The sequence below is a fragment of the Amycolatopsis sp. NPDC001319 genome, assembly GCF_042896185.1.
Classification (GTDB): Bacteria; Actinomycetota; Actinomycetes; order Mycobacteriales; family Pseudonocardiaceae; genus Amycolatopsis.
Genome location: NZ_JBIAWY010000004.1, coordinates 888231 through 911481, shown reverse-complemented (window position 1 = coordinate 911481; position 23251 = coordinate 888231). Strand labels below are relative to the sequence as shown.

General features: G+C 71.1%; 21 protein-coding genes. 13 read left to right on the top strand and 8 right to left on the bottom strand.

Annotation, left to right across the window (positions count from 1 at the left end; genetic code table 11):
* Positions 1–87: 87 nt before the first annotated feature.
* The 8 genes from ACFY1H_RS19145 to ACFY1H_RS19110 all read left to right on the top strand — a co-directional run bounded on the left by ACFY1H_RS19145 (position 88) and on the right by ACFY1H_RS19110 (position 8109).
* Positions 88–822 (top strand): IclR family transcriptional regulator C-terminal domain-containing protein, encoded by a 735-nt coding sequence (locus tag ACFY1H_RS19145; protein ID WP_366587311.1) that lies wholly within the window; start codon positions 88–90, stop codon positions 820–822.
* 68 nt (positions 823–890) lie between these two features.
* Positions 891–1898 carry a LacI family DNA-binding transcriptional regulator gene (locus ACFY1H_RS19140; protein WP_366587275.1) on the top strand — a complete coding sequence of 336 codons (1008 nt, stop codon included), beginning with the start codon at positions 891–893 and terminating at the stop codon, positions 1896–1898.
* A gap of 116 nt (positions 1899–2014) precedes the next feature.
* A complete protein-coding gene (locus ACFY1H_RS19135; RefSeq protein WP_386947866.1) occupies positions 2015–3406 on the top strand; it encodes an ABC transporter substrate-binding protein in 1392 nt (463 codons plus the stop codon).
* The gene (locus ACFY1H_RS19130) at positions 3384–4352 is read left to right on the top strand and encodes a sugar ABC transporter permease (protein ID WP_366587270.1); all 969 of its coding nucleotides are present in this window, start codon (positions 3384–3386) and stop codon (positions 4350–4352) included. The genes ACFY1H_RS19135 and ACFY1H_RS19130 overlap by 23 nt, the downstream gene beginning before the upstream one ends.
* 9 nt (positions 4353–4361) lie before the next feature.
* The gene (locus tag ACFY1H_RS19125; RefSeq protein WP_366587268.1) at positions 4362–5279 is read left to right on the top strand and encodes a carbohydrate ABC transporter permease; all 918 of its coding nucleotides are present in this window, start codon (positions 4362–4364) and stop codon (positions 5277–5279) included.
* A gap of 35 nt (positions 5280–5314) precedes the next feature.
* Positions 5315–6904, top strand: coding sequence for a glycoside hydrolase family 13 protein (locus tag ACFY1H_RS19120; RefSeq protein WP_386947864.1), 1590 nt, complete (start codon positions 5315–5317; stop codon positions 6902–6904).
* A gap of 296 nt (positions 6905–7200) precedes the next feature.
* Positions 7201–7770 carry a dihydrofolate reductase family protein gene (locus tag ACFY1H_RS19115; RefSeq protein ID WP_386947862.1) on the top strand — a complete coding sequence of 190 codons (570 nt, stop codon included), beginning with the start codon at positions 7201–7203 and terminating at the stop codon, positions 7768–7770.
* 36 nt (positions 7771–7806) lie between these two features.
* Positions 7807–8109: a hypothetical protein gene (locus ACFY1H_RS19110; RefSeq protein WP_386947860.1), complete on the top strand. Its 303-nt coding sequence runs from the start codon at positions 7807–7809 to the stop codon at positions 8107–8109.
* Between the two features lie 69 nt (positions 8110–8178).
* On the opposite strand, the gene ACFY1H_RS19105 is transcribed toward ACFY1H_RS19110, so the two are convergent.
* Positions 8179–8751, bottom strand: a complete 573-nt coding sequence (locus ACFY1H_RS19105; RefSeq protein ID WP_386947858.1) for a chloramphenicol phosphotransferase CPT family protein — start codon at positions 8749–8751, stop codon at positions 8179–8181.
* 49 nt (positions 8752–8800) lie between these two features.
* The gene (locus ACFY1H_RS19100; RefSeq protein ID WP_386947950.1) at positions 8801–10102 is read right to left on the bottom strand and encodes an LVIVD repeat-containing protein; all 1302 of its coding nucleotides are present in this window, start codon (positions 10100–10102) and stop codon (positions 8801–8803) included.
* A gap of 133 nt (positions 10103–10235) precedes the next feature.
* On the opposite strand from ACFY1H_RS19100, the gene ACFY1H_RS19095 reads away from it, so the two are divergent.
* Positions 10236–11693 (top strand): ABC transporter substrate-binding protein, encoded by a 1458-nt coding sequence (locus tag ACFY1H_RS19095; protein WP_366587258.1) that lies wholly within the window; start codon positions 10236–10238, stop codon positions 11691–11693.
* 78 nt (positions 11694–11771) lie between these two features.
* Here the strand turns inward: ACFY1H_RS19095 and ACFY1H_RS19090 are convergent, their stop codons facing one another.
* Complete coding sequence (locus ACFY1H_RS19090; protein WP_366587256.1) at positions 11772–12485, bottom strand: NPP1 family protein; 714 nt, start codon at positions 12483–12485, stop codon at positions 11772–11774.
* A 189-nt stretch (positions 12486–12674) separates the two neighbouring features.
* Positions 12675–13412: an SDR family oxidoreductase gene (locus tag ACFY1H_RS19085; protein WP_366587254.1), complete on the bottom strand. Its 738-nt coding sequence runs from the start codon at positions 13410–13412 to the stop codon at positions 12675–12677.
* 103 nt (positions 13413–13515) lie between these two features.
* Here ACFY1H_RS19085 and ACFY1H_RS19080 point away from each other — a divergent pair, with 103 nt between their 5' ends.
* Positions 13516–14148: a class I SAM-dependent methyltransferase gene (locus ACFY1H_RS19080; RefSeq protein WP_366587252.1), complete on the top strand. Its 633-nt coding sequence runs from the start codon at positions 13516–13518 to the stop codon at positions 14146–14148.
* 39 nt (positions 14149–14187) lie between these two features.
* Here the strand turns inward: ACFY1H_RS19080 and ACFY1H_RS19075 are convergent, their stop codons facing one another.
* From ACFY1H_RS19075 to pip, 4 genes are all read right to left on the bottom strand, one after another.
* The gene (locus tag ACFY1H_RS19075; protein WP_366587250.1) at positions 14188–16080 is read right to left on the bottom strand and encodes a S8 family serine peptidase; all 1893 of its coding nucleotides are present in this window, start codon (positions 16078–16080) and stop codon (positions 14188–14190) included.
* Between the two features lie 241 nt (positions 16081–16321).
* Positions 16322–17707, bottom strand: a complete 1386-nt coding sequence (gene lpdA / locus ACFY1H_RS19070) for a dihydrolipoyl dehydrogenase (protein ID WP_386947854.1) — start codon at positions 17705–17707, stop codon at positions 16322–16324.
* A gap of 52 nt (positions 17708–17759) precedes the next feature.
* Entirely contained in the window at positions 17760–18554 is a 795-nt protein-coding gene (locus tag ACFY1H_RS19065) for a lysophospholipid acyltransferase family protein (protein WP_386947852.1), read from the bottom strand.
* A 54-nt stretch (positions 18555–18608) separates the two neighbouring features.
* Complete coding sequence (gene pip, locus ACFY1H_RS19060) at positions 18609–20015, bottom strand: prolyl aminopeptidase (protein WP_386947850.1); 1407 nt, start codon at positions 20013–20015, stop codon at positions 18609–18611.
* Between the two features lie 37 nt (positions 20016–20052).
* Here pip and ACFY1H_RS19055 point away from each other — a divergent pair, with 37 nt between their 5' ends.
* From ACFY1H_RS19055 to ACFY1H_RS19045, 3 genes are all read left to right on the top strand, one after another.
* The gene (locus ACFY1H_RS19055) at positions 20053–21090 is read left to right on the top strand and encodes a LacI family DNA-binding transcriptional regulator (protein ID WP_366587242.1); all 1038 of its coding nucleotides are present in this window, start codon (positions 20053–20055) and stop codon (positions 21088–21090) included.
* Between the two features lie 79 nt (positions 21091–21169).
* Positions 21170–21853 (top strand): response regulator transcription factor, encoded by a 684-nt coding sequence (locus ACFY1H_RS19050; protein WP_366587240.1) that lies wholly within the window; start codon positions 21170–21172, stop codon positions 21851–21853.
* Between the two features lie 2 nt (positions 21854–21855).
* A complete protein-coding gene (locus ACFY1H_RS19045; protein ID WP_366587238.1) occupies positions 21856–23202 on the top strand; it encodes a HAMP domain-containing sensor histidine kinase in 1347 nt (448 codons plus the stop codon).
* The last annotated feature ends 49 nt before the right edge of the window (positions 23203–23251 follow it).

Sequence of the window (23251 nt, the reverse complement as noted above, 5' to 3'; positions counted from 1 at the left end):
AGTTTCACTTGCCGAACACATTGAAGGCAGGCGAGAGCCTGCCGTCAAGACCCAACTCCGGGGAGAGCCGTGCCCGCAGCCGAAGGAATGGCCGGTTTGGCCAAGGGATTGGCGATCCTGGAGCTGTTCGGAGAGGCGTCGCCGAAGCTCGCGATCAGCGACGCCGCGCGCCTGACCGGCCTCAACCGCGCCGTCGCCCGCCGCTGCCTGCTCACGCTCGTCGACCTCGGGTACCTCACCCACGACGGCAAGCACTTCCTGCCCACCCCGCGCCTGCTGCGCCTGGGCGACGCGTACGTCGAGTCGACGGCGCTGCCGCAGCTCGCGCAGCCGCACCTGGCGGCGGTGCGCGAGCACGTGCAGGAGTCGGCCTCACTCGCGGTGCTGCAGAACGACGACGCGCTGTTCATCGCGCGCAGCGAGGTGAAGCGGATCGTCAACACGGGCGTGCGCATCGGCGCGAGCGTGCCGGCCTACACGTCGGCGACGGGACACGTGCTCCTTTCCGCACTGTCCACTGAGGACTTGGCGGCCTACCTCGAGCGGTCCGAGTTCCACCCCAGGACCCCGAAAACGCCGGTGACGCCCGACGAGATCCGCCGGCGCGTGGACCTCGTGCACCAGGAAGGCGTGGCGTTCACCGACGAGGAGCTGGAGTACGGCCTGCGCTCGCTCGCCGTGCCCGTGCTCGACTCGCGCGGCCGCACCGTCGCCGCGATGTCGGTGAGCGCCAACGCGGGCCGCATCTCGATGGACCAGCTGCGCGACGAGTTCCTGCCGGTGCTGCGCGAGCAGGCGGAGCAGCTGGGCCGCAAGCTGTAGCTCAGCGTGTCAGCACCTTCGCACCGTGAAGTCGAGATTTTGCGAGCTATTGCAGTAAAGTTTCAGCCATGACGCGTCGACTTGCCGAAGTGGCCCGACAGGTGGGGGTCAGCGAAGCCACGGTCAGCCGGGTGCTCAACGGCCGGCCCGGGGTTTCCGCGAGCACCCGGGCCGCCGTTCTCACCGCGCTGGACGTGATGGGCTACGAGCGCCCCACCCAGTTGCGCGGGGAACGGGCCCGCCTGGTGGGGCTCGTGCTGCCCGAGCTGCAGAACCCGATCTTCCCCGCACTGGCCGAGATCATGGGCAACGCGCTGGCCCAGCAGGGGTTCACGCCCGTGCTGTGCACGCGCACCGCCGGCGGGGTGTCCGAAGCCGAATACGTGGAGCTGCTCCTGCAGCAGCAGGTGTCCGGGGTGGTGTTCGCCGGCGGGCTGTTCGCGCAGGCCGACGCCGTGCACACGCACTACCACCACCTCGTGGAACGCAAGCTGCCGACAGTGCTGATCAACGCCGCCGTCGACCACCTCGGGCTGCCGCAGGTCTCGTGCGACGACGCGGTGGCCGTGGAGCAGGTCGTGGGGCACCTGAGCTCGCTCGGCCACGAGAAGATCGGCCTGGTCCTGGGCCCGGCCGACCACGTGCCGTCGCAGCGCAAGCTCGCGGCTTTCCGCTCGTACGCGGCGAAACTCGGCCTGCCCGTGCTGGACGAGCTGGTGGAGCACGGCATGTTCTCCATCGAGGGTGGCCACGCCGCTGCGGCGCGCCTGTATCCGCGCGGCGCCACCGCCGTGCTGTGCGCGAGCGACCTGCTGGCGCTGGGCGCGATCCGGGCCGCGCGCCGCCAGGGACTCGACGTGCCCGGCGACATCTCGGTCGTCGGCTACGACGACTCGGCACTCATGAACTGCACCGACCCGCCGCTCACGACCACGCGCCAGCCGATCGAGGCGATGGGCCGCGCGGTGGTGGAGCTGCTCGTGAAGCGGATCAACGGCGGCGAGGTCGCGGCCGAGGAGCTGCTGTTCGCCCCCGAGCTCGTGGTGAGGGGGTCGACCGCGCGGCACCGGGCGTGATCACGTCCTGTTCGTAACTTGCAAATCCTCGTCGGGTTATTGCGGCGTTCTGGTCTCACACTTTAGAGTGACGGCCATCACGACACAGCCGTCGCGACCGCGAGAAGAGGCTTGAGATGAGCAGTCCCTGGTCCCGAGCAGCGAGGTCCAGCCGCACCCCCAGAACCGTGATCGCCCTGCTCACCGCGGGTGGCCTGGCCGTGAGCCTCGCCGCCTGCGGCTCCGGCTCCGAGGGCGGAGACGCCGGCGGAAAGGTCCAGATCACCGTCACGGGGCAGCCGCCGACCACGCAGCCGTTCGAGCGCAAGGTGTTCGACGCCGACGTCGCCGAGTTCGAGGCTTCCCACCCGGACATCGACATCGTGCCCCACGAGGGGTTCATGGACCCCAAGACGTTCTCGGCGAAGCTCGCCGGCGGCCAGCTCGAAGACGTGTACTACGTGTACTTCACCGACCCGGCGCAGATCATCACCCGCCACCAGGCCGCCGACATCACGGAAGCGGCGAAGAGCGTGCCGCACGTCAACGACATCCAGCCGCAACTCCTCGACAACTTCCGGGACGCGAGCGGCAAGCTCTACGGCCTCCCGACGGCGAACTACACCATGGGGCTCGTCTACAACCGCAAGCTCTTCCAGCAGGCCGGGCTCGACCCGGACAAGCCGCCCGCCACCTGGGACGAGGTGCGCGCCGACGCGAAGAAGATCTCCGCGCTGGGCAACGGGATCGTCGGGTACGCCGACTACAGCAAGAACAACCAGGGCGGCTGGCACATGACCGGCTGGCTGTACTCGATGGGCGGCGACATCGCCCGCAAGGACGGCGACAAGTGGGTCGCCGACTTCGACAACGACAAGGGCCGCGCCGCGCTGGACTACCTGCACGCGATGCGCTGGGACGACAAGTCCATGGGCAGCAAGCAGCTGCTGCAGGACGTCGACGTGCAGCGCATGATGGGCGCCGGCCAGCTCGGCATGTACATGGCCGCGCCGGACAACGTGCCCGTGCTGGTGAAGCAGTTCAACGGCAAGTACGAGGACTACGGCATCGCCGGCATGCCCGGCGCGCAGGGCACCCTGCTCGGCGGCGAGGGTTACATGATCAACCCGAAGGCGTCGGCCGCGAAGATCAAGGCCGGGCTCGAGTGGATCCAGTGGAAGTACCTCAACCCCGACCGCTTCGACAAGCACGTGAAACAGTACGCCGACGGCAAGCAGCCCGTGGGCCTGCCGACCGAGCCGACGCCGGACATCTGGCAGGGCGCGGTGCGCGACCAGCAGCTGGCCGTGAAGAAGAAGTACGCCAACGTGCCCGCGGAGAACTACCAGTCCTACGTGGACACCGCGGACAAGATCAAGGGCAGCATCGAACCGCCGAACGCGCAGCAGATCTACGCGGCGCTCGACAGCGTGATGCAGGCCGTGCTGACCGACCGCAACGCGAACATCGACCAGCTGCTCTCCTCGGCGCAGTCGAAGGTCAACAGTGTCCTCGCCCAGGTCAGGTAACGTGCTCGACTGGCCCGCGGTCACCCCGCGGGCCGGTCGGCCGGCCGCCTCGCCCGCCGAACGCCGGCGCGCCCGGCTCAAGCGGCGCCTGCGCGAGAACCTCACCGCGTACACGCTGTTGTGCGCCGCGCTCGTGGTGTTCGCGATGTTCTCCTGGTACCCCATCGTGCGCGGGGTGCTGCTGAGCTTCCAGCAGGTCGACTTCGTGAACCCGCCGACGTGGGTCGGGTTCGACAACTTCGTGCGCCTGTTCGCCGACCCGCTGTTCGGGGTGGCGTGGCGCAACACGTTGCTGTTCACCGGTTTCGCGCTGGTGTTCGGGTTCCTCGTGCCCTTCCTGGCGGCGGTGCTGCTCAACGAGCTGCGGCACGCGCGGGCATACTTCCGGCTCGCGGTGTACCTGCCGGTGATGCTGCCGCCCGTGGTCACGGCGCTCATGTGGAAGTGGTTCTACGACCCGGGCCCCGGCCTGTTCAACTCGGCGCTCAACGCCGTCGGCCTGCCCGGTCTGCAGTGGCTCGACTCCTCGACCACCGCCATGCTGTCGCTGGTGTTCGTGTCCACCTGGGCCAACATGGGCAGCACGACGCTGATCTACCTGGCGGCGCTGCAGACCATCCCGGGTGACCTGTACGAGGCCGCGGAGCTCGACGGCGCCGGGATGTGGCGGCGGCTGCGGCACGTGACGTTCCCGCAGACGCGGTTCGTGCTGCTGGTGCTCCTGCTGCTGCAGATCGTGGCGACCATGCAGGTGTTCACCGAGCCGTACGTGATGACCGGCGGCGGCCCGGACGACTCGACGGTGACCGTGCTCCTGCTGCTGTACCGCTACGCCTTCGTCTACAACGACTTCGGCTCGGCCAGCGCGATGAGCCTGCTGCTGTTCGTGGCACTGGGCGTGTTCTCGGCGATGTACGTGCGGCTGACCCGGCGCGCGGACGACTAGGAGGTTCCCATGACAACCGCCTTGCCGCGCAAGGGGAAACGTGCCGCTGTCCCGTCAGGACGGACGCTGATCTCACCGTCGCAGCTGCGCACCGGCGGCGGGAAGACCGTGTACGTGATCGTGTTCGTGTGCACGTTCGTGCTGTTCACGCTGGCGTTCCTGTTCCCGTTGTACTGGGCCGTGACGGGCGCCATGAAGTCGCCGGCGGAGCTGGCGGCGACCCCGGCGACGATCGTGCCGCGCGAGTGGCACCCGCAGTCGTTCACCGAGGCGTGGGACCAGATGGACCTCGGGAAGTACTTCCTCAACACGGTGATCGTGGCGGGCGGCGCGTGGCTGGTGCAGCTGGCGGTGGACGTGCCGGCGGCGTTCGCGCTGTCGAAGCTGCGGCCGAAGTTCGGCAACGTGGTGCTCGGGCTCATGCTCGTCACGCTCATGCTGCCGGCCGCGGCGCTGCTGGTGCCGACGTACGTGACGGTGACCGACCTGCCGCTGCTGCACCTGAACCTGATCAACTCCCCCGCCGCGATCTGGCTGCCCGCGGCGGCCAACGCGTTCAACATCTACCTGCTCAAACGGTTCTTCGACCAGATCCCCGACGAGCTCGTCGAGGCCGCGCGCCTCGACGGCGCCGGCCCGGTCCGCACGTTGTGGAAGATCATCCTGCCGATCTCACGCCCGATCCTCGCCGTGGTCTCGATCCTCACGATCGTGGCCGCGTGGAAGGACTTCATCTGGCCGCTGCTGGTGTTCCCGGACACCGGCAAGCAGACGCTGAGCGTGATGCTGCAGCGGGTGGCGATCGACATGCCGCTCAACCTGCTCGTGGCGGGCATGGTGCTGGCGAGCGTGCCGATGATCGTGCTGTTCCTCGTGTTCCAGCGCCAGATCCTCGCCGGGCTCACCGCCGGCTCGATCAAGGGCTGAGCACGGTCCGCAAAGACTACTGGGAGGACTACGCAGTGACCGAACTGTCTTCGGCTTGGTGGCGCAGCGCGGCGATCTACCAGGTGTACATCCGCAGCTTCGCCGACGGAAACGGCGACGGCATCGGGGATCTCGCCGGCGTGCGGTCCAAACTGGACCATCTGGCCGAGCTGGGCGTGGACGCCATCTGGTTCACGCCCTGGTACCCGTCGCCCATGGACGACGGCGGCTACGACGTGGCCGACTTCCGTGACATCGAACCGCTTTTCGGCACTCTCGCCGAGGCCGAGGAGCTCATCACCGAAGCGCACGAGCGCGGCATCCGCGTGATCATCGACATCGTGCCGAACCACTGCTCCGACGAGCACCGCTGGTTCACCGCGGCGCTCGCGGCCGGGCCGGGATCCGCCGAGCGTCAGCGGTTCTGGTTCCGCCCGGGCCGCGGCGTCGACGGTTCGGAGCCGCCGAACAACTGGAAGTCGCGCTTCGGCGGGCCCGCGTGGACCCGCGTCGAGGACGGCGAGTGGTACCTGCACCTGTACAGCTCGCGCCAGCCCGACTTCAACTGGGACAACGCCGACATCCGCGCGGAGTTCGAGGACGTGCTGCGGTTCTGGTTCGACCGCGGCGTCGACGGCTTCCGCATCGACGTCGCCGACGGGCTCGTGAAGGACCCCGCGCTGCCCGACGTCGCGGGCGGGGACGAGACGCCGTTCTCCGACCAGGAGGGGCTGCACGAGATCTACCGGTCGTGGCGAAAGATCGCCGACTCGTATGCGGGCGAGCGCGTGCTCGTGGGCGAGATGTGGCTGCCCGACATGTCCCGCGCCGCGCGCTACCTGCGCCGCGACGAGCTGCACTCGGCGTTCAACTTCGACTTCCTGGTGTGCCCGTGGGACGTCTCGCGCTTCCGCGACGTCATCTCGCGCACGCTGCGGGCCCACGACGAGGTCGGCGCGCCCGCGGCGTGGGTGCTGTCCAACCACGACGTGACGCGGCACGTCACGCGCTACGGCCGGTCCGGTGACACGGGTTTCTCCTTCGCGGACCGGCTGCACGGCTCGCCGGTTTCGCTCTCCCTGGGCACCCGCCGGGCCCGCGCGGCGGCGCTGCTGACGCTGGCGCTGCCGGGCGGGGTGTACGTGTACCAGGGCGAAGAGCTGGGGTTGTGGGAGGTCGAGGACCTTCCTTCGGAGCTGCGGCAGGACCCGGTGTGGGCGCGGACCGACGGCGCGGACCCGGGCCGGGACGGGTGCCGGGTGCCGCTGCCGTGGTCGGGTCCTGCCGCACCGTTCGGCTTCGGGACGGGGACGCCGTGGCTGCCGCAGCCCGCTTCGTGGGCCGACTACACGGCTTCCGCCGAGGCCGCGGACCCGGCGTCGATGCTGTCGCTGTACCGCGACGGCCTGCGCATCCGGGCGGAGCAGCCGGCGCTCGGCGCGGGGGCCCTGGAGTGGCTTTCGCTCGGCGACGGGGTGCTGGCGTTCAGGCGGGAGCCGGGGTTCACGTTCGTGCTGAATTTCTCGGCTTCCCCGGTCCCGCTGCCGGCCGGGGAGATCCTGCTGGCGAGCGGTCCCGTCACAACGGAGATCCCGACGGACACCGCGGTGTGGCTGCGGTCCTGACGTGGAGGGGCACCTTGGGTTCGCTCGAGGTGCCCCTTGCCCCAGGGCGACATCCAGCCCGGACGACGGGCCCGCTCGCCACACCGTCTCGGGCCCGAGCTCCACGCGGTTCAGCACCGCCCAGCCCGCGGCCAGACTGGGGTGGAGGCGTCATGGCCGCTGATCCACGGGGCCCTTTGTGGTCGTGGTTTCAGAACGCCGGAAGTTTTTTCCGGGACGGTGTCGATCGGCGTCGAGCGGGTTCGTAGGCAGGGTGAGGGGCCGCCCGGCCCGAACGTCTACCCGAGGAGCTCACCATGACCGCCACCTACACCTTCGACGTCTTCTCCAGCCTCGACGGCTACGGCTCCCACACCGGCGACTGGGGCGGCTACTGGGGCAAGCAGGGCCCGGAGCTGCTGGCGCGCCGCGTCGAGCTGTACAGCGCGGAGCAGCGGATGGTGTTCGGGGGGACCACGTTCAAGGACAACGTGGAGATGTTCGCCGAGTTCGGCGTGGAGAACCTCGACCCCTGGGTCACCCTGCTGCGCAACCTGCCGACCACTGTCGTGTCCTCCACCCTGCGCGGCCCCTTCGACTGGCCCGACGCGACCGTCCTCAGCGGCGACGCCGTCGACGTCGTCGCCCGCCTGAAGAAGGAGTCCGACACACCGCTGCGCTCGCACGGCAGCCTGGCGATGAACCGCGCCCTCATGGCCGCCGGCCTGGTCGACCGCGTGCAGCTGACGATCTTCCCCGCCCTCACCGGCGCCACCGGCGCCGCCCGCATCTTCGAGGGCGCCGAGGACTTCGACCTGGAGCTCCTCGAAAGCCGCACCCTGGACGGGCACACTCAGGAACTGATCTACCGCCCGACGCGGCACTGATCCGGCTGTTTCCGCGTTGCTGGCAGACTCCGTCTCGTGGCAAAGCTCAAGGCAACGGTGACCCGCTGGGTGGACGAAGAGTTCCCCGGCTTCGTGGAGCTGCGGTTCGCCGAGGCGGACGGCACCGTCGTCCTGATCACGGAGAAGGTGCCCATCCTGACCGCGGAGAACTGGGATGCGAGCACTCCGCTGCCCACGCCGTTCGACCTCGACTGCGAAGTGCTGCGGCGCGAACGGGATCCCGACGGTCGCGAGGTGGCGGTCGTCGAGCTGAGCTACACGGTCGAGGACAACGACGGCCGGGGGCGGTTCACGGTGCCGGCGGACCAGGTGCGCTGAACCTCGGACCGCGCGGGTGCGGGGCCGCTCGAAAGCGTTCGGGCGGCCCCGGGGCCGGGCCTCAGGCGGTCAGCTTGGTCGTGCGCGGGCGGCGCGGAGGCGCTCGAACGCCTTCGGCCGCCCGACCGCATCGCGGCGGTCGGCGATCTCGCGGGCGCAGTCGGCCGCGGTGCGGTGGGTGGTGTCCACGACGAAATCGTGGTCGCCGTGGGAGTAGATCAGCGTCTGCGAGGCGGCGAGACCGTGCGGCCGGTCGCCGCGCGAGCGCTCCCGCCGGGCGAGCTCCTCCGGCGCGCAGTGGACGTCCACCAGGGTGACGTCGTAGCCGTCGAGGACGACGAGGAGGTCGTCGAGACGCCACGGCTCGCTGAGCAGGTAGTCCATCACCACGTCGTTCCCCGTAGAGGTGAGGGCCGCGACGGCGCGGTGGTAGCCGCGCCGGGTCCGTCGCAGCATCTCCTGGACTCCGGCTTCGTCGAGCTCACGGGTGTAGCGCGTCGACCGCATCGCGTTGATCCCGTCGACGGGGACGTGGAACCAGGGCTCGGGCAGGATCGCCAGCAGCGCCTGCCCGATGCTCGACTTCCCCGAGCTCGAAGGGCCGTTGAGGAGAATGACCCGGCCGCGCGCCACTGGCTCCATGATCGGACTGTAACCGCCGGCGCCGATCGATATCCCGGCCGATCGGGCCTCAGGCAGTCAGCTTCAGGACGTCCACCCCACGCACGTTGTCCGCCACGTACACATAGCCGTCGTGCCAGTACGGCGCCCACGAGCTGGCGTCCGCGGGGCGGAAGTAGGCGATCTGGCGGGGGTTGGTGGGGTCGCTGACGTCGAGGAAGCGCGTGCCCTGGGAGTAGAAGGACTGGACGAGCACGTGGTCGCGCAGGTCGAAGTAGTGGGCGGAGCAGTCGTCGGAGGCGGGGTCGCTGCCTTCCTGGCCCGCGACGCTCCAGGTGCCGATGCTCTGCAGGCGGAAGGGATCCGCGGGGGTCGAGCGCCAGCCTTCGCCGTGGTACGAACCGGCCAGGGACGAGATGGTGAGCACGCCGTCGCCCGCGCAACCGTCGAGGAAGTTCTCCTCGGTGGCGTACACGAGGTCGTGGCCGCGCCAGGCGCCGGCGTCGCGAGGGCCGACCGGGTGGAAGCTGTTGTGCAGGAACTTCGACGGCGCGGCGGTCTCGTCGACGCCGCCGCCGGCGTACGGGATCGGCTCCAGCGCGGTGGCGCGGTGCACGCCGCCGCGCACGGGGTCGCGGTGCAGGCCGCTGGTCCAATAGCCGCGGACGCCGCCGCGGCCCGAGACCCACGCGACGCCCGCGGAGTCGACCTGGACGTCGTGCACGTAGTCGGTCTGGCCGTCGTTGCGGGCGAGCTCGATCGGGTCGGGGTGGACGACCGGGTGGCGCGGGTTGCGCACGTCGGTGACCCAGATCGGGCGCCCGCCCCAGTCGGCCGGCTGGTCGTCGGCCTTCGCGGGGCCGCCGGTCCACAGGTAGCGGCAGCCGTCGACGCAGCTGGTGGTGTGGCCGGCGGGCACGCGCACGTAGCTCAGGATCGCGGGCTTCTCCGGGCGTGAGACGTCGACGACGTAGATGCCGGACTCGCCGGTGTGCGTGTTGCCCTCGAACGCACGCGGATCGCGCGAGAGGAACACCAGCTTGCGCTGCGCGTCGACCTCGGTGTCCTCGGTCTCCCACAGGCCGGGCAGGCTGAGCTGCCCGATCCCCTTCGGTGCGGCGGGGTCGCGCGTGAGGTCGTAGACCTTGAGGCCGAACTCGCCGGACACCACCATCACGTCGCGGTGGCCGTACTGGAGGAAGTTGGCGGAGATCGCGCCCGCCGCGTCGGGCACGTTGCCGACGGCGCGCACGCCCTTGATCGCACCTGGGTCGCCGGCGGTGTGTTTGGCCTGCACCGCGGGTTTGTCGTCCTCGCCGCACGCGGCGGCGGGCAGCTCGGTCGCGATGAGCGTCGCGGCGACAGTGGTCAGGGCCAAGCAAGATCGAACCCACCAGCGGCGCACACGAACCTCCCAGAACGCCCAGCGTGACCGTTGCACTCTAAGACGGTGACCAACCGGACACAACCGCCTTTCGTCCCTTTCCAACTGGTATTAAGACAGCATGCGCCTGCCTGCCCTGCTCGCCGCCGCGGTGGTGGCGTTGTCCGCGCTCGCCGGCTGTTCGTCCGACGAGCCGGCCCGCCCGGGCGTCGTCACGGTCGGGCTGCAGGAGCCGGGCACGCTGCTGCCCGCCGACGTCGACGACCAGGCCGGGCGCTTCGTCACGGGCGCGCTGTGGACGCCGCTCGCCGACTACGACCCGGCCACGGGCCAGCTCACCCCGCGCGCCGCCACGTCGATCACGAGCACCGACCACGTGACGTGGACCGTGAAGCTGCGCCCGGACCTGAGGTTCCACGACGGCACCCCGGTGACCGCTCAATCCTATGTAGACACTTGGCACGCGATCGCCGGCGAGAACTGGGCGGTCACGCCGGTGCTGACGAAGTCGTTGCGGGCCAAGCAGATCACCGCTCCCGACGCCACGACGATCCGGCTCGTGCTCGACCGCCCGAGCAGCCAGGTGCCGGCGTGGCTCTCGGCGCCGGGGCTCGTGCCGATGCCCGCGTCCGTGCTCGCTTCGCACGACTGGAACGGCTTCGCCCGCCACCCCGTCGGCGACGGCCCCTTCCGCCTCGCCGACGGCTGGGCCCCCGGCACCGGCGGCACGCTCCTGCGCGTCACCCCGGCCGAGGGCAAGGCCACCGAGGTCGACCTGCGCGTAGGCGACCCGGTGGAGCAGTACGACGCCGTGCGCGACGGCTCGCTCGACCTCGTCACCTCCGTCCCGGGCGAACGCCACGAAGCCATGCACACCGACTTCGCCGACCGACACACCACCTGGCCCCTGCCCGAGGCCGGCTACCTCGTCTTCCCCACGGCCGACCCCCGCTTCGCCGACGCGGCCGTCCGCCACGCCTTCGCCCTCGCCGTCGACCGCTCGGCACTGGAAGCCGGCCCCCTCGCCCACCAGGTCGACCCGGCCCACGCCCTCCTGCCCCCCGCCGACGCCCCCGGCGAACGCACCGGCACCTGCCGCCCCTGCTCGTTCGACGCCGCCGCCGCCAAGTCACTGCTGGCCCAGTCCGGCTTCACCGGCCCCACCACGGTCTACTTCGACCCCGGCGCGGGCCAGTGGACGCGCCCCCTCGCCACCGGCGTGGCCACGGCACTGGGGGTTCCGGTGACCGCGGCCCAGCGCCCGAACGGTCGCGTGGACGGTCCGTCTACTGTGGGCTTGAACCTCGCCTCCGCCAGCCCCGCGGACCTGCTGACGACCCTGGCCTCCGCCTCGGGCTACTCGGACCCCGGCTTCGCCCAGGACCTCACGGCGGCGGAATCCGCGGCCACCACGGCGGAAGCCGGGCAGCTGTACCGGGTCGCCGAGAACCAGCTCCTGCGCGACCTCCCGGTGGCGCCCCTGTGGACGGGGCACGGGCACGCTGTGTGGTCGCCCCGCCTGCACGGGGTGGTTGCGGCGGCGTTCTCGGGTATCGACCTGGCGGCGCTTTCCGTCTGATCACGGCTTCGCGTACCGCGCGAGCGGATGTTCTACCGGCTGTTCGACGACTTCCGCCGCGACAAGGTCATCTCCTGCTCACGCGTTCGGGTCCAGACCGACCTCCGCGGGCTTCGCCGTGGCCAGCGTGCCGTTGAAGCGGTCGTCGGTCAGTTTGAAGGTGGCGTCGCCGAAGTCGGCGGAGGTGAGTTTGTCGCGGATGCCTGCGGGGTAGTTGTCCCAGCCCACGAGGCCCTTGACCTGCCACACGCCCTCGTCGTTCTCGGGTGGTTCGTCGCCGTTGCCGTCCTTGGGGAAGCGGAAGTCGTGGGTCGAGACGCCGTCCTTGTGGTACACGGCCTTCGGGTGGGTGTCCTGGAACGGGACCGCCGACGCGGGCTTCGTCTCGTAACCCTGGTGCTGGGAAACGGAAATGTACTTCGCCTGGTCGTCCTGCACCCACACGACGATGTGCTCCCAGTCGTGCTTGTGGCCGGCCGAAACGGGGCCGTCGGAGACCTGGTCCTTCTCGAAGTAGTAGCCGTAGAGGTAGGCGCACCAGCCGTTGTTGCACTTCGACCGGGAGTAGACGTTGGTGTTGGCCAGATCGGACTTGTCGTGGCAGTTGCCGTTCACCGCGCCACCGAGGTCGAGGCCCGGGTTGAGGGTGCCGTCGGGGCCGATGGCGGGGGTGTTGTAACAGCCGTCCTTGTCGAAGTCGAGCGCCGGCTGCCACTTGGCGTCGGCGGCGGGCGCGCCGGCCGGCAGCGCCGCCGGCGGATCGGCCCACGCGGTCGCCGAACCGAAAGCCACCGAACCGAATGTGACCGTCGCGATCGCCGGCGGTACGACGGCCGACCTACGCAACGTGCGGTGCTTCATCGAGCGGGTCCCTTCTCGTGATCGCACGCCCAGCGTGGTCCCGGGACCCGGGCACCGCAGCGTGGATCAGACCACTCGAAGATCTTTGCCCGAACGGGTAAATCCGGCGGTACGGACGGGTCAGCCCCTCCCGATGAACGGCATGGTCGTGGCCGTGATGGTCAGGAACTGGACATTCGCGTCCAGCGGCAGCCCCGCCATGTACAGCACCGCGTCGGCCACGTGGCCGGCGTCGAAGGTGGGCTCGGCGAGCACGCGGCCGTCGGCCTGCGGGATGCCGGCGGACATGCGCTCGGTCATCTCCGTGGCGGCGTTGCCGATGTCGATCTGTCCACACGCGACGTTCCAGGCGCGACCGTCGAGGGAGATCGACTTGGTCAGCCCCGTGATGGCGTGCTTCGTGGCGGTGTAGGCGACGCTCGCGGGCCGCGGCGCGTGCGCGGAGATCGAGCCGTTGTTGATGATCCGCCCGCCCAGGGGTTCCTGGTCCTTCATCAGGAGCACGGCCTGCTGCGCGCACAGGAACATCCCCGTCAGGTTCGTGTCGACGACCCGGCGCCAGCGCTCCACCGACAGGTCCGCGACGGTTCCGCCCGCCGACACCCCGGCGTTGTTCACCAGCAGGTCGAGCCGGCCCCACCGCTCGCGCACCGCCTCGAACAAGGCCGCCACGGACTCGGGCGAAGCGACGTCCGTGGGCACGACCAGCGCACCCGGAGCGCCGTCCGCCGTCTCCGAAAGCGCCTCGGCCCGGCGCCCGGCCAGCGCGACCTGATAACCGGCGCCCAGCAACGCACGCGCGACCCGTCGGCCGATGCCCGAACCCGCTCCGGTGACCACCGCGGTCCTGTCCGCCATCGCACCCCTCCTCGTCCTCGCAGCCCAGCACGCTGCCACACCATCCGGGCCACCACAATCCACGTCGTGGACTCGCGGCCGTCACGAGGGCAGACTTGCGGAAATGGGACCACGAGACACTCTGCTCGCCGGGCTGGCGCGGCAGCTCGGCCACCCCAGCGGGCTGCCCGGCCGGGCCGTCGGGCGGCTGCTGAACCGCACCAATCGCGGCAACATGACGGCGGCCGTCGAAGCACTCGACCTGAAGCCCGGGGAGACGGCGCTCGACATCGGCTTCGGCGGTGGCCTGGGCCTCGACCTGCTGCTGCGCGCCGCGGCGGGCGGGACGGTGCACGGCGTCGACATCTCCGACACGATGATCGCCAAGGCCCGCGCCGCGTTCCCCGCCAACATCGCCGCCGGCCGGTTGCGCCTGCACCGCGGCACGATAACCGCGCTGCCGCTGGAAGACGCGTCGATGGACGCCGCGATCACGCTCGACACGGTGTACTTCGTCGACGACCTCGACCTGGCGTTCGCCGAGGTCGCCCGCGTGCTCACGCCGGGTGGCCGCTTCGTGCTCGGCATCGGCGATCCCGAGGCCATGAAAGCCATGCCGTTCACCGAACACGGCTTCCGGCTGCGCCCGGTGGCCGACGTCGAGACGGCGCTGGGCGAGGCGGGGCTGAACCTCGACCGCCACGAACGCGTCGGCGAGGGCACCCGCGCCTTCCACCTGCTGGTCACGAGCAGGTGAGGCGGCGGCCCCGAGCTGCCCGGGGCCGCCGCAACCGCACTAGCTCTGCGGCACGCCCAGCGCCGCCAGCGCCGGGCCCGCCATGATCACGCCGGCGCCCGTCACCGGGTCGTACCCGGGCGCGCCCAGGTCGATCGCGCTCGCCACCAGGGCCGAGCGGATCTCCGCGGGCGTCGCGGTGGGCTTGCCCGACAGCAGCAGCGCCGCGATCGCCGCCGCGTGCGGGGCGGCCGCGGACGTGCCGTAGAACGGCTGGAAGCCGGCCACGGAGGTGGCGACGCCGTCGGCCGCGGTGATGTCCGGCTTGGCCCGCGTGGCGCCGCCCGTCGAGGAGACGTTGCCCGGGGTGAGCTCGGTGCCGTCGGGGTTGAAGAACAGGTGGCGCTGCCCGTCGGAGGTGAAGCGTTCCCACTTGCTCGCCGCGGTGAACCGGCCCGGGTACGGGCCGGCCGGGTTCGCCGGGTCACCGGTCTCGAGTGGACGGCCGAACGCCGTCGCCGCCGGGGCCGCCGCCACGCTGAACGCCGCGGCCGCGGCCGAGTGGCCCGAGGTGACGCCCGCCGTGCTGAACGCCTTGAGCGAACCGGAGCCCACGAACCGGCCACGGATCACGTTGAGCGCGAGGAACCGGTCGGCGCCGCTGTACTTGACCACGGCCACGCGGTAGCCCGAGCCCGTGGTCGGCACCGAGGCGATCTCGTACGGGTTCTGCGAGCCGGTCTGCGGATTGTCGCTGGAAGCCACGACGCTGCCGGACGCGTTGAGGATGAACAGGTCGTAGTCATTGCCCGACCGGCCCCACGGGTCCGACCAGAACAGCGTGACGGGCTTGCCGAGCGAACCCGCCGACAGCGGGTCGGAGGTCTGCACCGCGGAGCCCGGGTCGAAGTCGTGCGGTGTGCCGCTGATGCCCGGCAGCGTGGTGGCCGAGGCGCGGAAGTCGCCCTCGTAGTAGCCGCTGGTGCCGTCGGTGAGGTTGCCGGAGTTGCCTGCGGACGAGAAGTACAGCGCGCCCGCGGCGGTGACGTCGTTGACCGCCTGCGCGACCTGCGTGTCCTGGAACGGCGACTCGTCGAAGTAGGCGACGTCGTCGACGATCACCGTGCAGTGGCCGGTGGTGCGCAGGGCGCGGATGTTGGCGGCGAAGCTCGCTTCGCTGGTGAACGCCGTGGCGAAACCGAGCGTGGCGCCGGGCGCGAGGTCGTGGACGATCTCCAGCATCGCCGTGCCCTCGTCGCCGCTGCCGGCCTGGCCCGCCAGCACGTCGACGGCCGGCAGCTCGCCCGCGGCCTGCGACTTCGACAGCGAGTTGACACCGTCGGACAGCACGCAGACCTTGATGCCGGAGCCGGTCACGCCGTACTGGGCGCGGGCGGTGTCGGCGCCGTGGGCCTTGTCCCCTTCGGACACCTGCGTCACGGCTCGCGCCACGAGCTCCCGGCGCGGGTCCTGCTCACGCCACGTCATCGCCTGCGCGGCCGGCGCGACGGCGGCCACGTCCCCGCGCGCTGCGATCTTGTCCACGGCGGCGAGCGGCAGGTCCGCGCGCACCGCGCCGTCCGGCGAGGCGTAGCGGACGGTTCCCCCGGCCGCGCGCACGGCCTGGGCCACGGCGGTCCCGGCGGCGCCGGTGATGTCGACGGAGACCGCGCCGCTGTTCGCCACGGGCAAGCCCGTGCGGTAGTCGGGCAGCAGCGCCGCGAGCGCGTGGTCGGCCCGCAGGCGCTTCTCGATCACCAGCCGGCTGTCCTGCTTGCGCTCCGCGGGCGTCAGCGACTTCTTGATGCCCTGCAACGCGCTGATGCCGGCCTCGGTGCGCTGCGCGACCACGTCGGCCGCGGACGGCTGCGCGCTCGCCACACCGGCGCCCAGCAGCACCACCCCCACCGCCAACGGCACCGACCGAGTGGCGGCCCGGCTGAATCCCCGCATCGACTCTCTCCCTGCCTCGCCCGCTCCACCGGCGGTAGTCAGACGAATCTAGGGAGTCACCACCGCACAGTACACCGACAAAAGTTTGAAACGTCCGGTGTGTCCACTCCGTGGACCCGGCGGTCAGCGTAGCGGCCTGTCCCCCGCTCGTGGACCGACTCCGGGCGAACGGGTGATGAACCCACGGACGACGGCGCCGGACCGTCCGCAGTGGACGATCCGGCGCCGTGGCGGGAAGAACTCAGAAGTTGATCATGTGCCCGGCCAGCCCGTGGATGGCTTCCTTCACGGCCTCGCCCAGGGTCGGGTGGGCGTGGACGTTGCGGGCGACCTCGTGCACGGTCAGGTCCCACTGCTGGGCCAGCGTGAGCTCGGGCAGCAGCTCGGTCACGTCCGGGCCGATGAGGTGCGCGCCGAGCAGCTCGCCGTACTTGGCGTCGCTGAGGATCTTGACGAAGCCGCCGGCGTCGCCGAGGCCCTGGGCCTTGCCGTTGGCCGTGAAGGGGAACTTGGCGACCTGCACGTCGTAGCCCTTTTCGCGGGCCTGGGCCTCGGTCCAGCCGAAGCTGGCGATCTGCGGCTGGCAGTAGGTCGCGCGCGGGATCATGACGAAGTCGAGCTCCATGGTCTCCGCGCCGGCGATCGTCTCGGCCGCCACGATGCCCATGGACTCCGACGCGTGCGCCAGCATCAGCTTCGCCGTCACGTCGCCGATGGCGAACAGGTGCGGCACGTTGGTGCGGCCGCGGCCGTCCACCGCGATGGCGCCGCGCTCGGTCAGCTCGACGCCGGTGTTCTCCAGGCCGTAGCCCTTCACGTTGGGCGCGAAGCCGATGGCCTGCAGGACCTTGTCGGCCTCCAGCACGTCCTGCTTGCCGTCCTTCGACACCGTGACGCGAACCTTCGCGCCCGAATCGTCGATGGCTTCGACCTTCGTGCCGGTGAGCACCTTGATGCCGAGCTTGCGGTAGCGCTTGGCCAGCTCCGCCGACACCTCGGCGTCCTCCAGCGGCACCATCCGGTCGAGGAACTCGACGATGGTCACGTCCACGCCGTAGTTGCGCAGCACGTACGCGAACTCCACACCGATCGCGCCGGCACCCGCGATCACGATGCTCTCGGGCACCTCGCTCTCGAGGATCTGCTGTTCGTAGGTGACCACGCGGTCGCTGCGGGAGGTACCGGGCAGCAGGCGCGCCGTGGCGCCGGTCGCGATGATGCAGTTGTCGAACGTGATCCGCTCGCCGTTGACCTCGAGGGTGTGGTCGTCGACGAACGTGCCGTGGCCGTCGTACTCCGTGATCTTGTTCTTCTTCATCAGGAAGTGCACGCCCTTGACGCGGCCGTCCGCGACCTTGCGGCTGCGCTCGTAGGCGGCCGAGTAGTCGAAGCGGATCTCGCCGTCGGAGGAGATGCCGTAGGTGGCGGCTTCTTCCTTCACCGTGTGCGCCAGCTCGGCGTTGCGCAGCAGCGCCTTCGACGGGATGCAGCCGACGTTGAGGCACACCCCGCCCCAGTACTTCTCTTCGACGACCGCCGCGCTCAGACCGAGCTGTGTGGCGCGAATGGCGGCCACGTAGCCGCCGACCCCGGCCCCCAGGACCACGACGTCATAGTGTGCACTCATACCGTCCAAATTACCCCGAACCGGCTGGCGGGGCGGGGTGACGGTGCTCGCCTCACGCACCGTCGCCGGGCGGCTCTTCACCGCGGATCCCGGCCAGCAGATCCGTCACCGCGCGCATGATCCGGGCGGTCGCCTCTTCGAGCACCTCACGGGTCGGCTCGCCGTTCCGAAGATCCGAAAGGTCCACCGGCGGGCCCGCCACGAGCTCGACGGTCTTGCGCGGGATCCCGTGCGGGAACCAGGCTCCGGCGGGCAGCAGGTGGTGCGTGCCCCAGTTCGCGACAGGCACCACCGGCACGCCGGTCTCCAGCGCGATCCGCGCGACGCCCGTCTTGCCCTTCATCGGCCAGCCGTCCGGGTCGGCCGAGAACGTGGCCTCCGGGAAGATCGTCACGCACTCGCCGGCTTCCACCGCCTTCACTGCGTCGCGGTAGGCCCCCGCGGCCGTCGGCGCGCCTCGGTACACCGGGATGTGCTGCCCGGACCGCATCACCGACCCGACCACCGGCAGGTCCCACAGGCTCGACTTGGCCAGGTACCGCGGCACCCGGCCGGCGGCGAGGCAGAACGCCGTGAGCGTGGTCGGGTCGGCGAACGACAGGTGGTTCGACGCCACGAGCACCCCGCCCGAAGCCGGGATGTGGCGCGCGCCGCGCACCCGGAAGCGGCTGAACAGCACCAGGAACTGCCAGACCACCTCGATCGCGAAGCTGTACCAGGCCCCGCGGCCGGCGCGGGCGAAGCGCCGGCCGTAGGCCTCCATCTGACGGAAGGTGAGCAGCTCCCCCTCGTGTTCGAGCGGGATCCAGCGGTCGCGCGACCGGTTTCGCAGGGCCATGAGCGTCATTCGTAGCCGAAGACCACCCGGCTCGGTGACCCCGGGTCCCGGACGCGGCGCGGATCACACCCGCTCGAGGACCACCACGGGGATCTCGCGGTCGGTCTTCTTCGCGTATTCGTTGTAGTCCGGCCACACCGAGGCGAGCTTGTCCCACAGCCGGGTGCGTTCCTCGCCGGAGACCGTGCGGGCGCGAGCGGTGAACTTGTCGGCCAGCACCTGGACGCGAGCCTCCGGGTTGGCCTGCAGGTTGAGGTACCAGCCCGGGTGCGCCGGCGCGCCGCCCTTGGAGGCGACGATGACGGGGTTGCCGTCCACCTCCTGGTAGATGAGCGCGAACTTGCGGTCCTCACCGGATTTGCGGCCCTTGGTCGTCAGGACCAGGGTCGGCACACCGGGCTGCCACTCGTGGCCGACCTCGCCGTCGGTCTCCTCGTAGCGGCGGACGTGCTCGTCACCGTAAAGCATCCGTGTGATTCCTCTCGGCTCGTCGATCTCGTGCTCGGCCCAGCCTGCCGCGAACCGGTCCGTCGTGCTGATCAGCTCGTGCAGGGTCCGGGGTTCGTCGAAGGCGTGCCCGGCGTCGGCGATCATCTTCAGCTCCGCACCTGGCAGTACCTGCGCCAGCTCCCACGCCGTGGTGGCGGGAGTGACCACGTCGTACCTTCCCTGGACGAGAACGCACGGGATGCCCGCGAGCTTCCCGGCCTCGCGGATGAGCTGGTCCTCGGCCAGCCAGCCGCCGTGGCGGAAGTAGTGGTTCTCGATGCGCGCGATGGCGAGCGCGAACTCCGGTTCGGTGAACGCCGAAACCACTTCCTCCTGCGGCGTGAACTTCACCGTCTCGCCCTCCCACCGGCTCCACGCGACCGCCGCCGGTCCGTGGACTTCGGGGTCCGGGTGGTGCAGCAGCTCGTGGTAGACCTCGAGCAGGTTGTCGCTGCGGCGCGCGTACGGCACGGGCGCGAGGAAGCGCGACCACGCCTCGGGGAACAAGCACGCGGCGCCGCCGCCGAAAAGCCACTGGATCTCTTTCACCCGCAGTGTCGCCACCCCGCGCAACACGAGCTCGCTGACCCGGTGCGGGTACTGCTCCGCGTACGCGAGGGCAAGCACGCTGCCCCAAGAGCCCCCGAACAGCTGCCACCGGTCGATGCCGCGATCCTCGCGCAGGAGCTCCATGTCGGCGACCAGGTGCCAGGTGGTGTTCACCGACAGGTCCGCCTCGGCCGTGCTGCCGTGGGGTGTGCTGCGGCCGCAACCGCGCTGGTCGAAGAGCAGGATCCGGTACCGCTCGGGGTCGAACAGCCGCCGGTGCCGCGCCGACGCGCCGCCACCGGGACCGCCGTGCAGGAACGCGACCGGCTTGCCCGCGGGGTTCCCGCACTCCTCCCAGTAGATTACGTTGCCATCGCCCACCGGCAGCATCCCGTGGTCGTAGGGTTCGATTTCCGGGTACAGACCGAGCATGGGGCCACTATGCCCGAGGAACCACCATGGAGGAGCGATGAAGTCCGGGCCGCACGTGACGCTGGCGGACGTGGCACAAAGCGCCGACGTGTCACTCGCCACGGCTTCGCGGGTGCTCAACGGCACCGCGTCCGTCCGCACGGACCTGCGCGACCGCGTGATGTCGGCCGCGGCTGAGCTCGCGTACGCACCGAACGCACACGCGCAGGCACTCGCCGGAGGGACACATCGGACGGTCGGGGTGATCTGTCACGATGTGTCCGATCCGTACTTCTCCGCGGTCGCCGGCGGGGTCATGAAGGTGGCCAACGGCAACGGCCTGCTCGTGATGCTCGCCGACACCTTCCGCGACCCCGACCGCGAAGTGGCGTACGTCTCGGCGCTGCGGGCGCAGCGGGCGTCGGCGATCGTGCTGATCGGGTCGGCGTTCGAGGACCGCTCCTGGGAACGCGCGATGGCCGCGGAGCTCGACCCGTACCGCCGCGGCGGCGGCCAGGTCGCGGCCGTCAGCCGCCACCGCGGGCTCAAAGTGGACACCGTGCAGCCCGACAACCGCGGCGGCGCGGCCGCCCTCGCGAAGGCGCTGGTCGGGCTGGGGCACAAGCGCTTCGCCGTGCTGGCCGGTCCGATGCGGCTCACCACGGTGTGCGACCGGCTCGACGGGTTCGCCGAGGAGCTCGCCGCCCACGGCCTGCCGCTGTCCGACGAAGACGTCCTCGAGACCGAGTTCACCCGCGACGGCGGCTACGACGCGGCGAAGCGGCTTCTGGAGCGCCCGAAGCGGAAGCGCCCGACGTGCGTGTTCGCGGTCACAGACCTGATGGCGATCGGTGCGCTGGCCGCGTTGCGCGAGGCCGGCGTCGCCGTGCCGGGCGAGATCTCCGTGGCCGGCTTCGACAACATCCCCGTGGTCCGGGATCTCACTCCGGCGCTGACCACGGTCGCGCTTCCCCTGGAACAGCTGGGCGAACGCGCGATGGACCTGGCGCTCAAGGGGTCGGGCACGCGGGCCCGCACGGTCCGCGTCAACGCCGAGGTCGTGCTGCGCGAGAGCACCGCGCGCCCGCGGCGCTGAGCACCGTCCTATGTAGACGAAAAGCGCCGCCGCGGGTTTTCCGGCCCGGTCCGGCCGGGGTGTTGGTTAGGCTGCTCCCGTGGCCAAGGTGCTGGTGGTGGAGGACGACCTGACGATCGGCGGCGTCCTGGAGTCGTCGCTCGCGCGCCACGGTCACGAAGTGCGCTGGTGCCGCGACGGCCGCAGCGCCCTGAACGAGGCCGGCGCCGAGCTGGTGCTGCTCGACCTGGGCCTGCCCGACCTCGACGGCGTCGACGTGTGCCGCCGCCTGCGCACGAGCATGCCGGGCGCCGTGGTCGTGATCCTCACCGCGCGGGCCGACGAGATGGACGTGGTCGTGGGCCTCGACGCGGGTGCCGACGACTACCTCACCAAACCCATCCGCCTCGGCGAGCTGCTGGCCCGCGTGCGCGCGCACCTGCGCCGCGGCGCGCCCGCGAACCCCGCCGTGCCGGTCGTCACCGTCGGCTCGCTCGTGGTCGACCCGGCGAGCCGCCGGGCGATCGTCGGCGGGCAGGAGGTCGACCTCCGGGCGCGGGAGTTCGACCTGCTGGCCCGCCTCGCCGAACAACCCGGCGTGGCGGTGAGCCGGGAGCGGCTGATGGCCGACGTCTGGGACGCGAACACGCACGGCTCCACCAAAACGCTCGACGTCCACATCGCCGCGTTGCGGCGCAAGCTCGCCGACGCCGCGCCCGAGCCGGCGGACGTGCCCCGGATCGCCACCCTGCGCGGGCACGGCTACCGCCTGGAAGAGGCCTGAGCGTGCGCCGCCGGATCGTCACGCTCACGGTGCTCGCCGCCGTGGTGGCCACCGTGCTGTTCGGGCTGCCGCTGGCCGTCGCGGCGCTGTGGTACTTCCGGGAGAACACCGGCTCCGAGCTCGAACGCGCCGCCGACGGCACGGCCTTGGAGGTGTCCGACGCGCTCGCCGCCGGGCGTGTGCCCCGCCAGCCGGTGCAGGGCAGCGCGACCGTCGGGATCTACGACCCGCAGGGACGGCTCGTCTCCGGCACGGGCCCGGACACCGCCGACGCGGTGGTGAGCCAGGTGTCCGCCGCGGACGTCGACGTGGCGTCCGGACCGGTCGACGGCGAGGACGTGCTGGCGGTGCCGGTGATGGACGGCGCGCGGCTCGCGGGGGTGGTCCGCGCCGCGATGCCGCACGACGTGCTCCTGCGCCGCGTCGGCCTGACCTGGCTCGGGATGGTCGGGTTCGGCGTCGCGGCCGTCGCCGCGAGCTGGCTCATCGCGCGGCGCATCGCGGCCCGGCTGTCGAGCCCGCTGGAGGAGCTGTCGTCGGCCGCGGCCCGGCTCGGCGACGGCGACTTCACGGCTCGCAGCCCGCGCGCCGGCATCACCGAGATCGACCGGGTCGGCACGGCACTGGACGTGACCGCGGAGCGCATCGGCGAGACGCTCGATCGCGAACGCGCGTTCTCGGCCGAGGCGTCGCACCAGCTGCGCACGCCGCTGGCCGGCCTGCGGTTGCAGCTGGAGGCCGCGCTGGAGACGCCCGGGCTCGACCCGTACGAGGCGATCCGCGCCGGTATCGACTCGGCCGACCGGCTCGAGCGCACCATCGACGACCTGCTCGCGTTGTCCCGCGAACGCCGCGCACCACGCGCGGAGCTCGACCTCGCGGGGATACTCGCCGAGCTGCGCGACGCCGGCGCTCCGCTGCTCAACGGCCGCGGGCTTCGCGTCGAAGTCCAGGACCCGCCCACCGTCCGGGCTTCGGCGGCGGCCGTGCGGCAGGTGCTCGCCGTGCTGCTGGACAACGCGACTACCCACGGCCGCGGGCCGGTCACCGTCGTCGCGCGCGACGCGGGTGGCGCGCTCGCGATCGACGTGGCCGACGACGGCCCGGACCTCGGCGACACCGATCCGTTCGCCCTGGCCCGCACCGCTCCGCCCGGACACGGCATCGGGCTGCGGCTGGCCCGCAGCCTGGCCGAGGCCGACGGCGGGCGGCTGCGGCTCTCGTGCCCGCACCCGCCGACGTTCACGCTGCTGCTGCCCGCGAGTGACGACCCGGCGCGGCCCGCCACCCCGGTCGAGCCCGCTGAACCGGCCCGGCCGGCCGAAGCGTCGCCCGCCGTCGCGGAGTGAACAGATCACCGTTTCCGACCGTGAAAGTGCAATGAAACACCCAGATCTC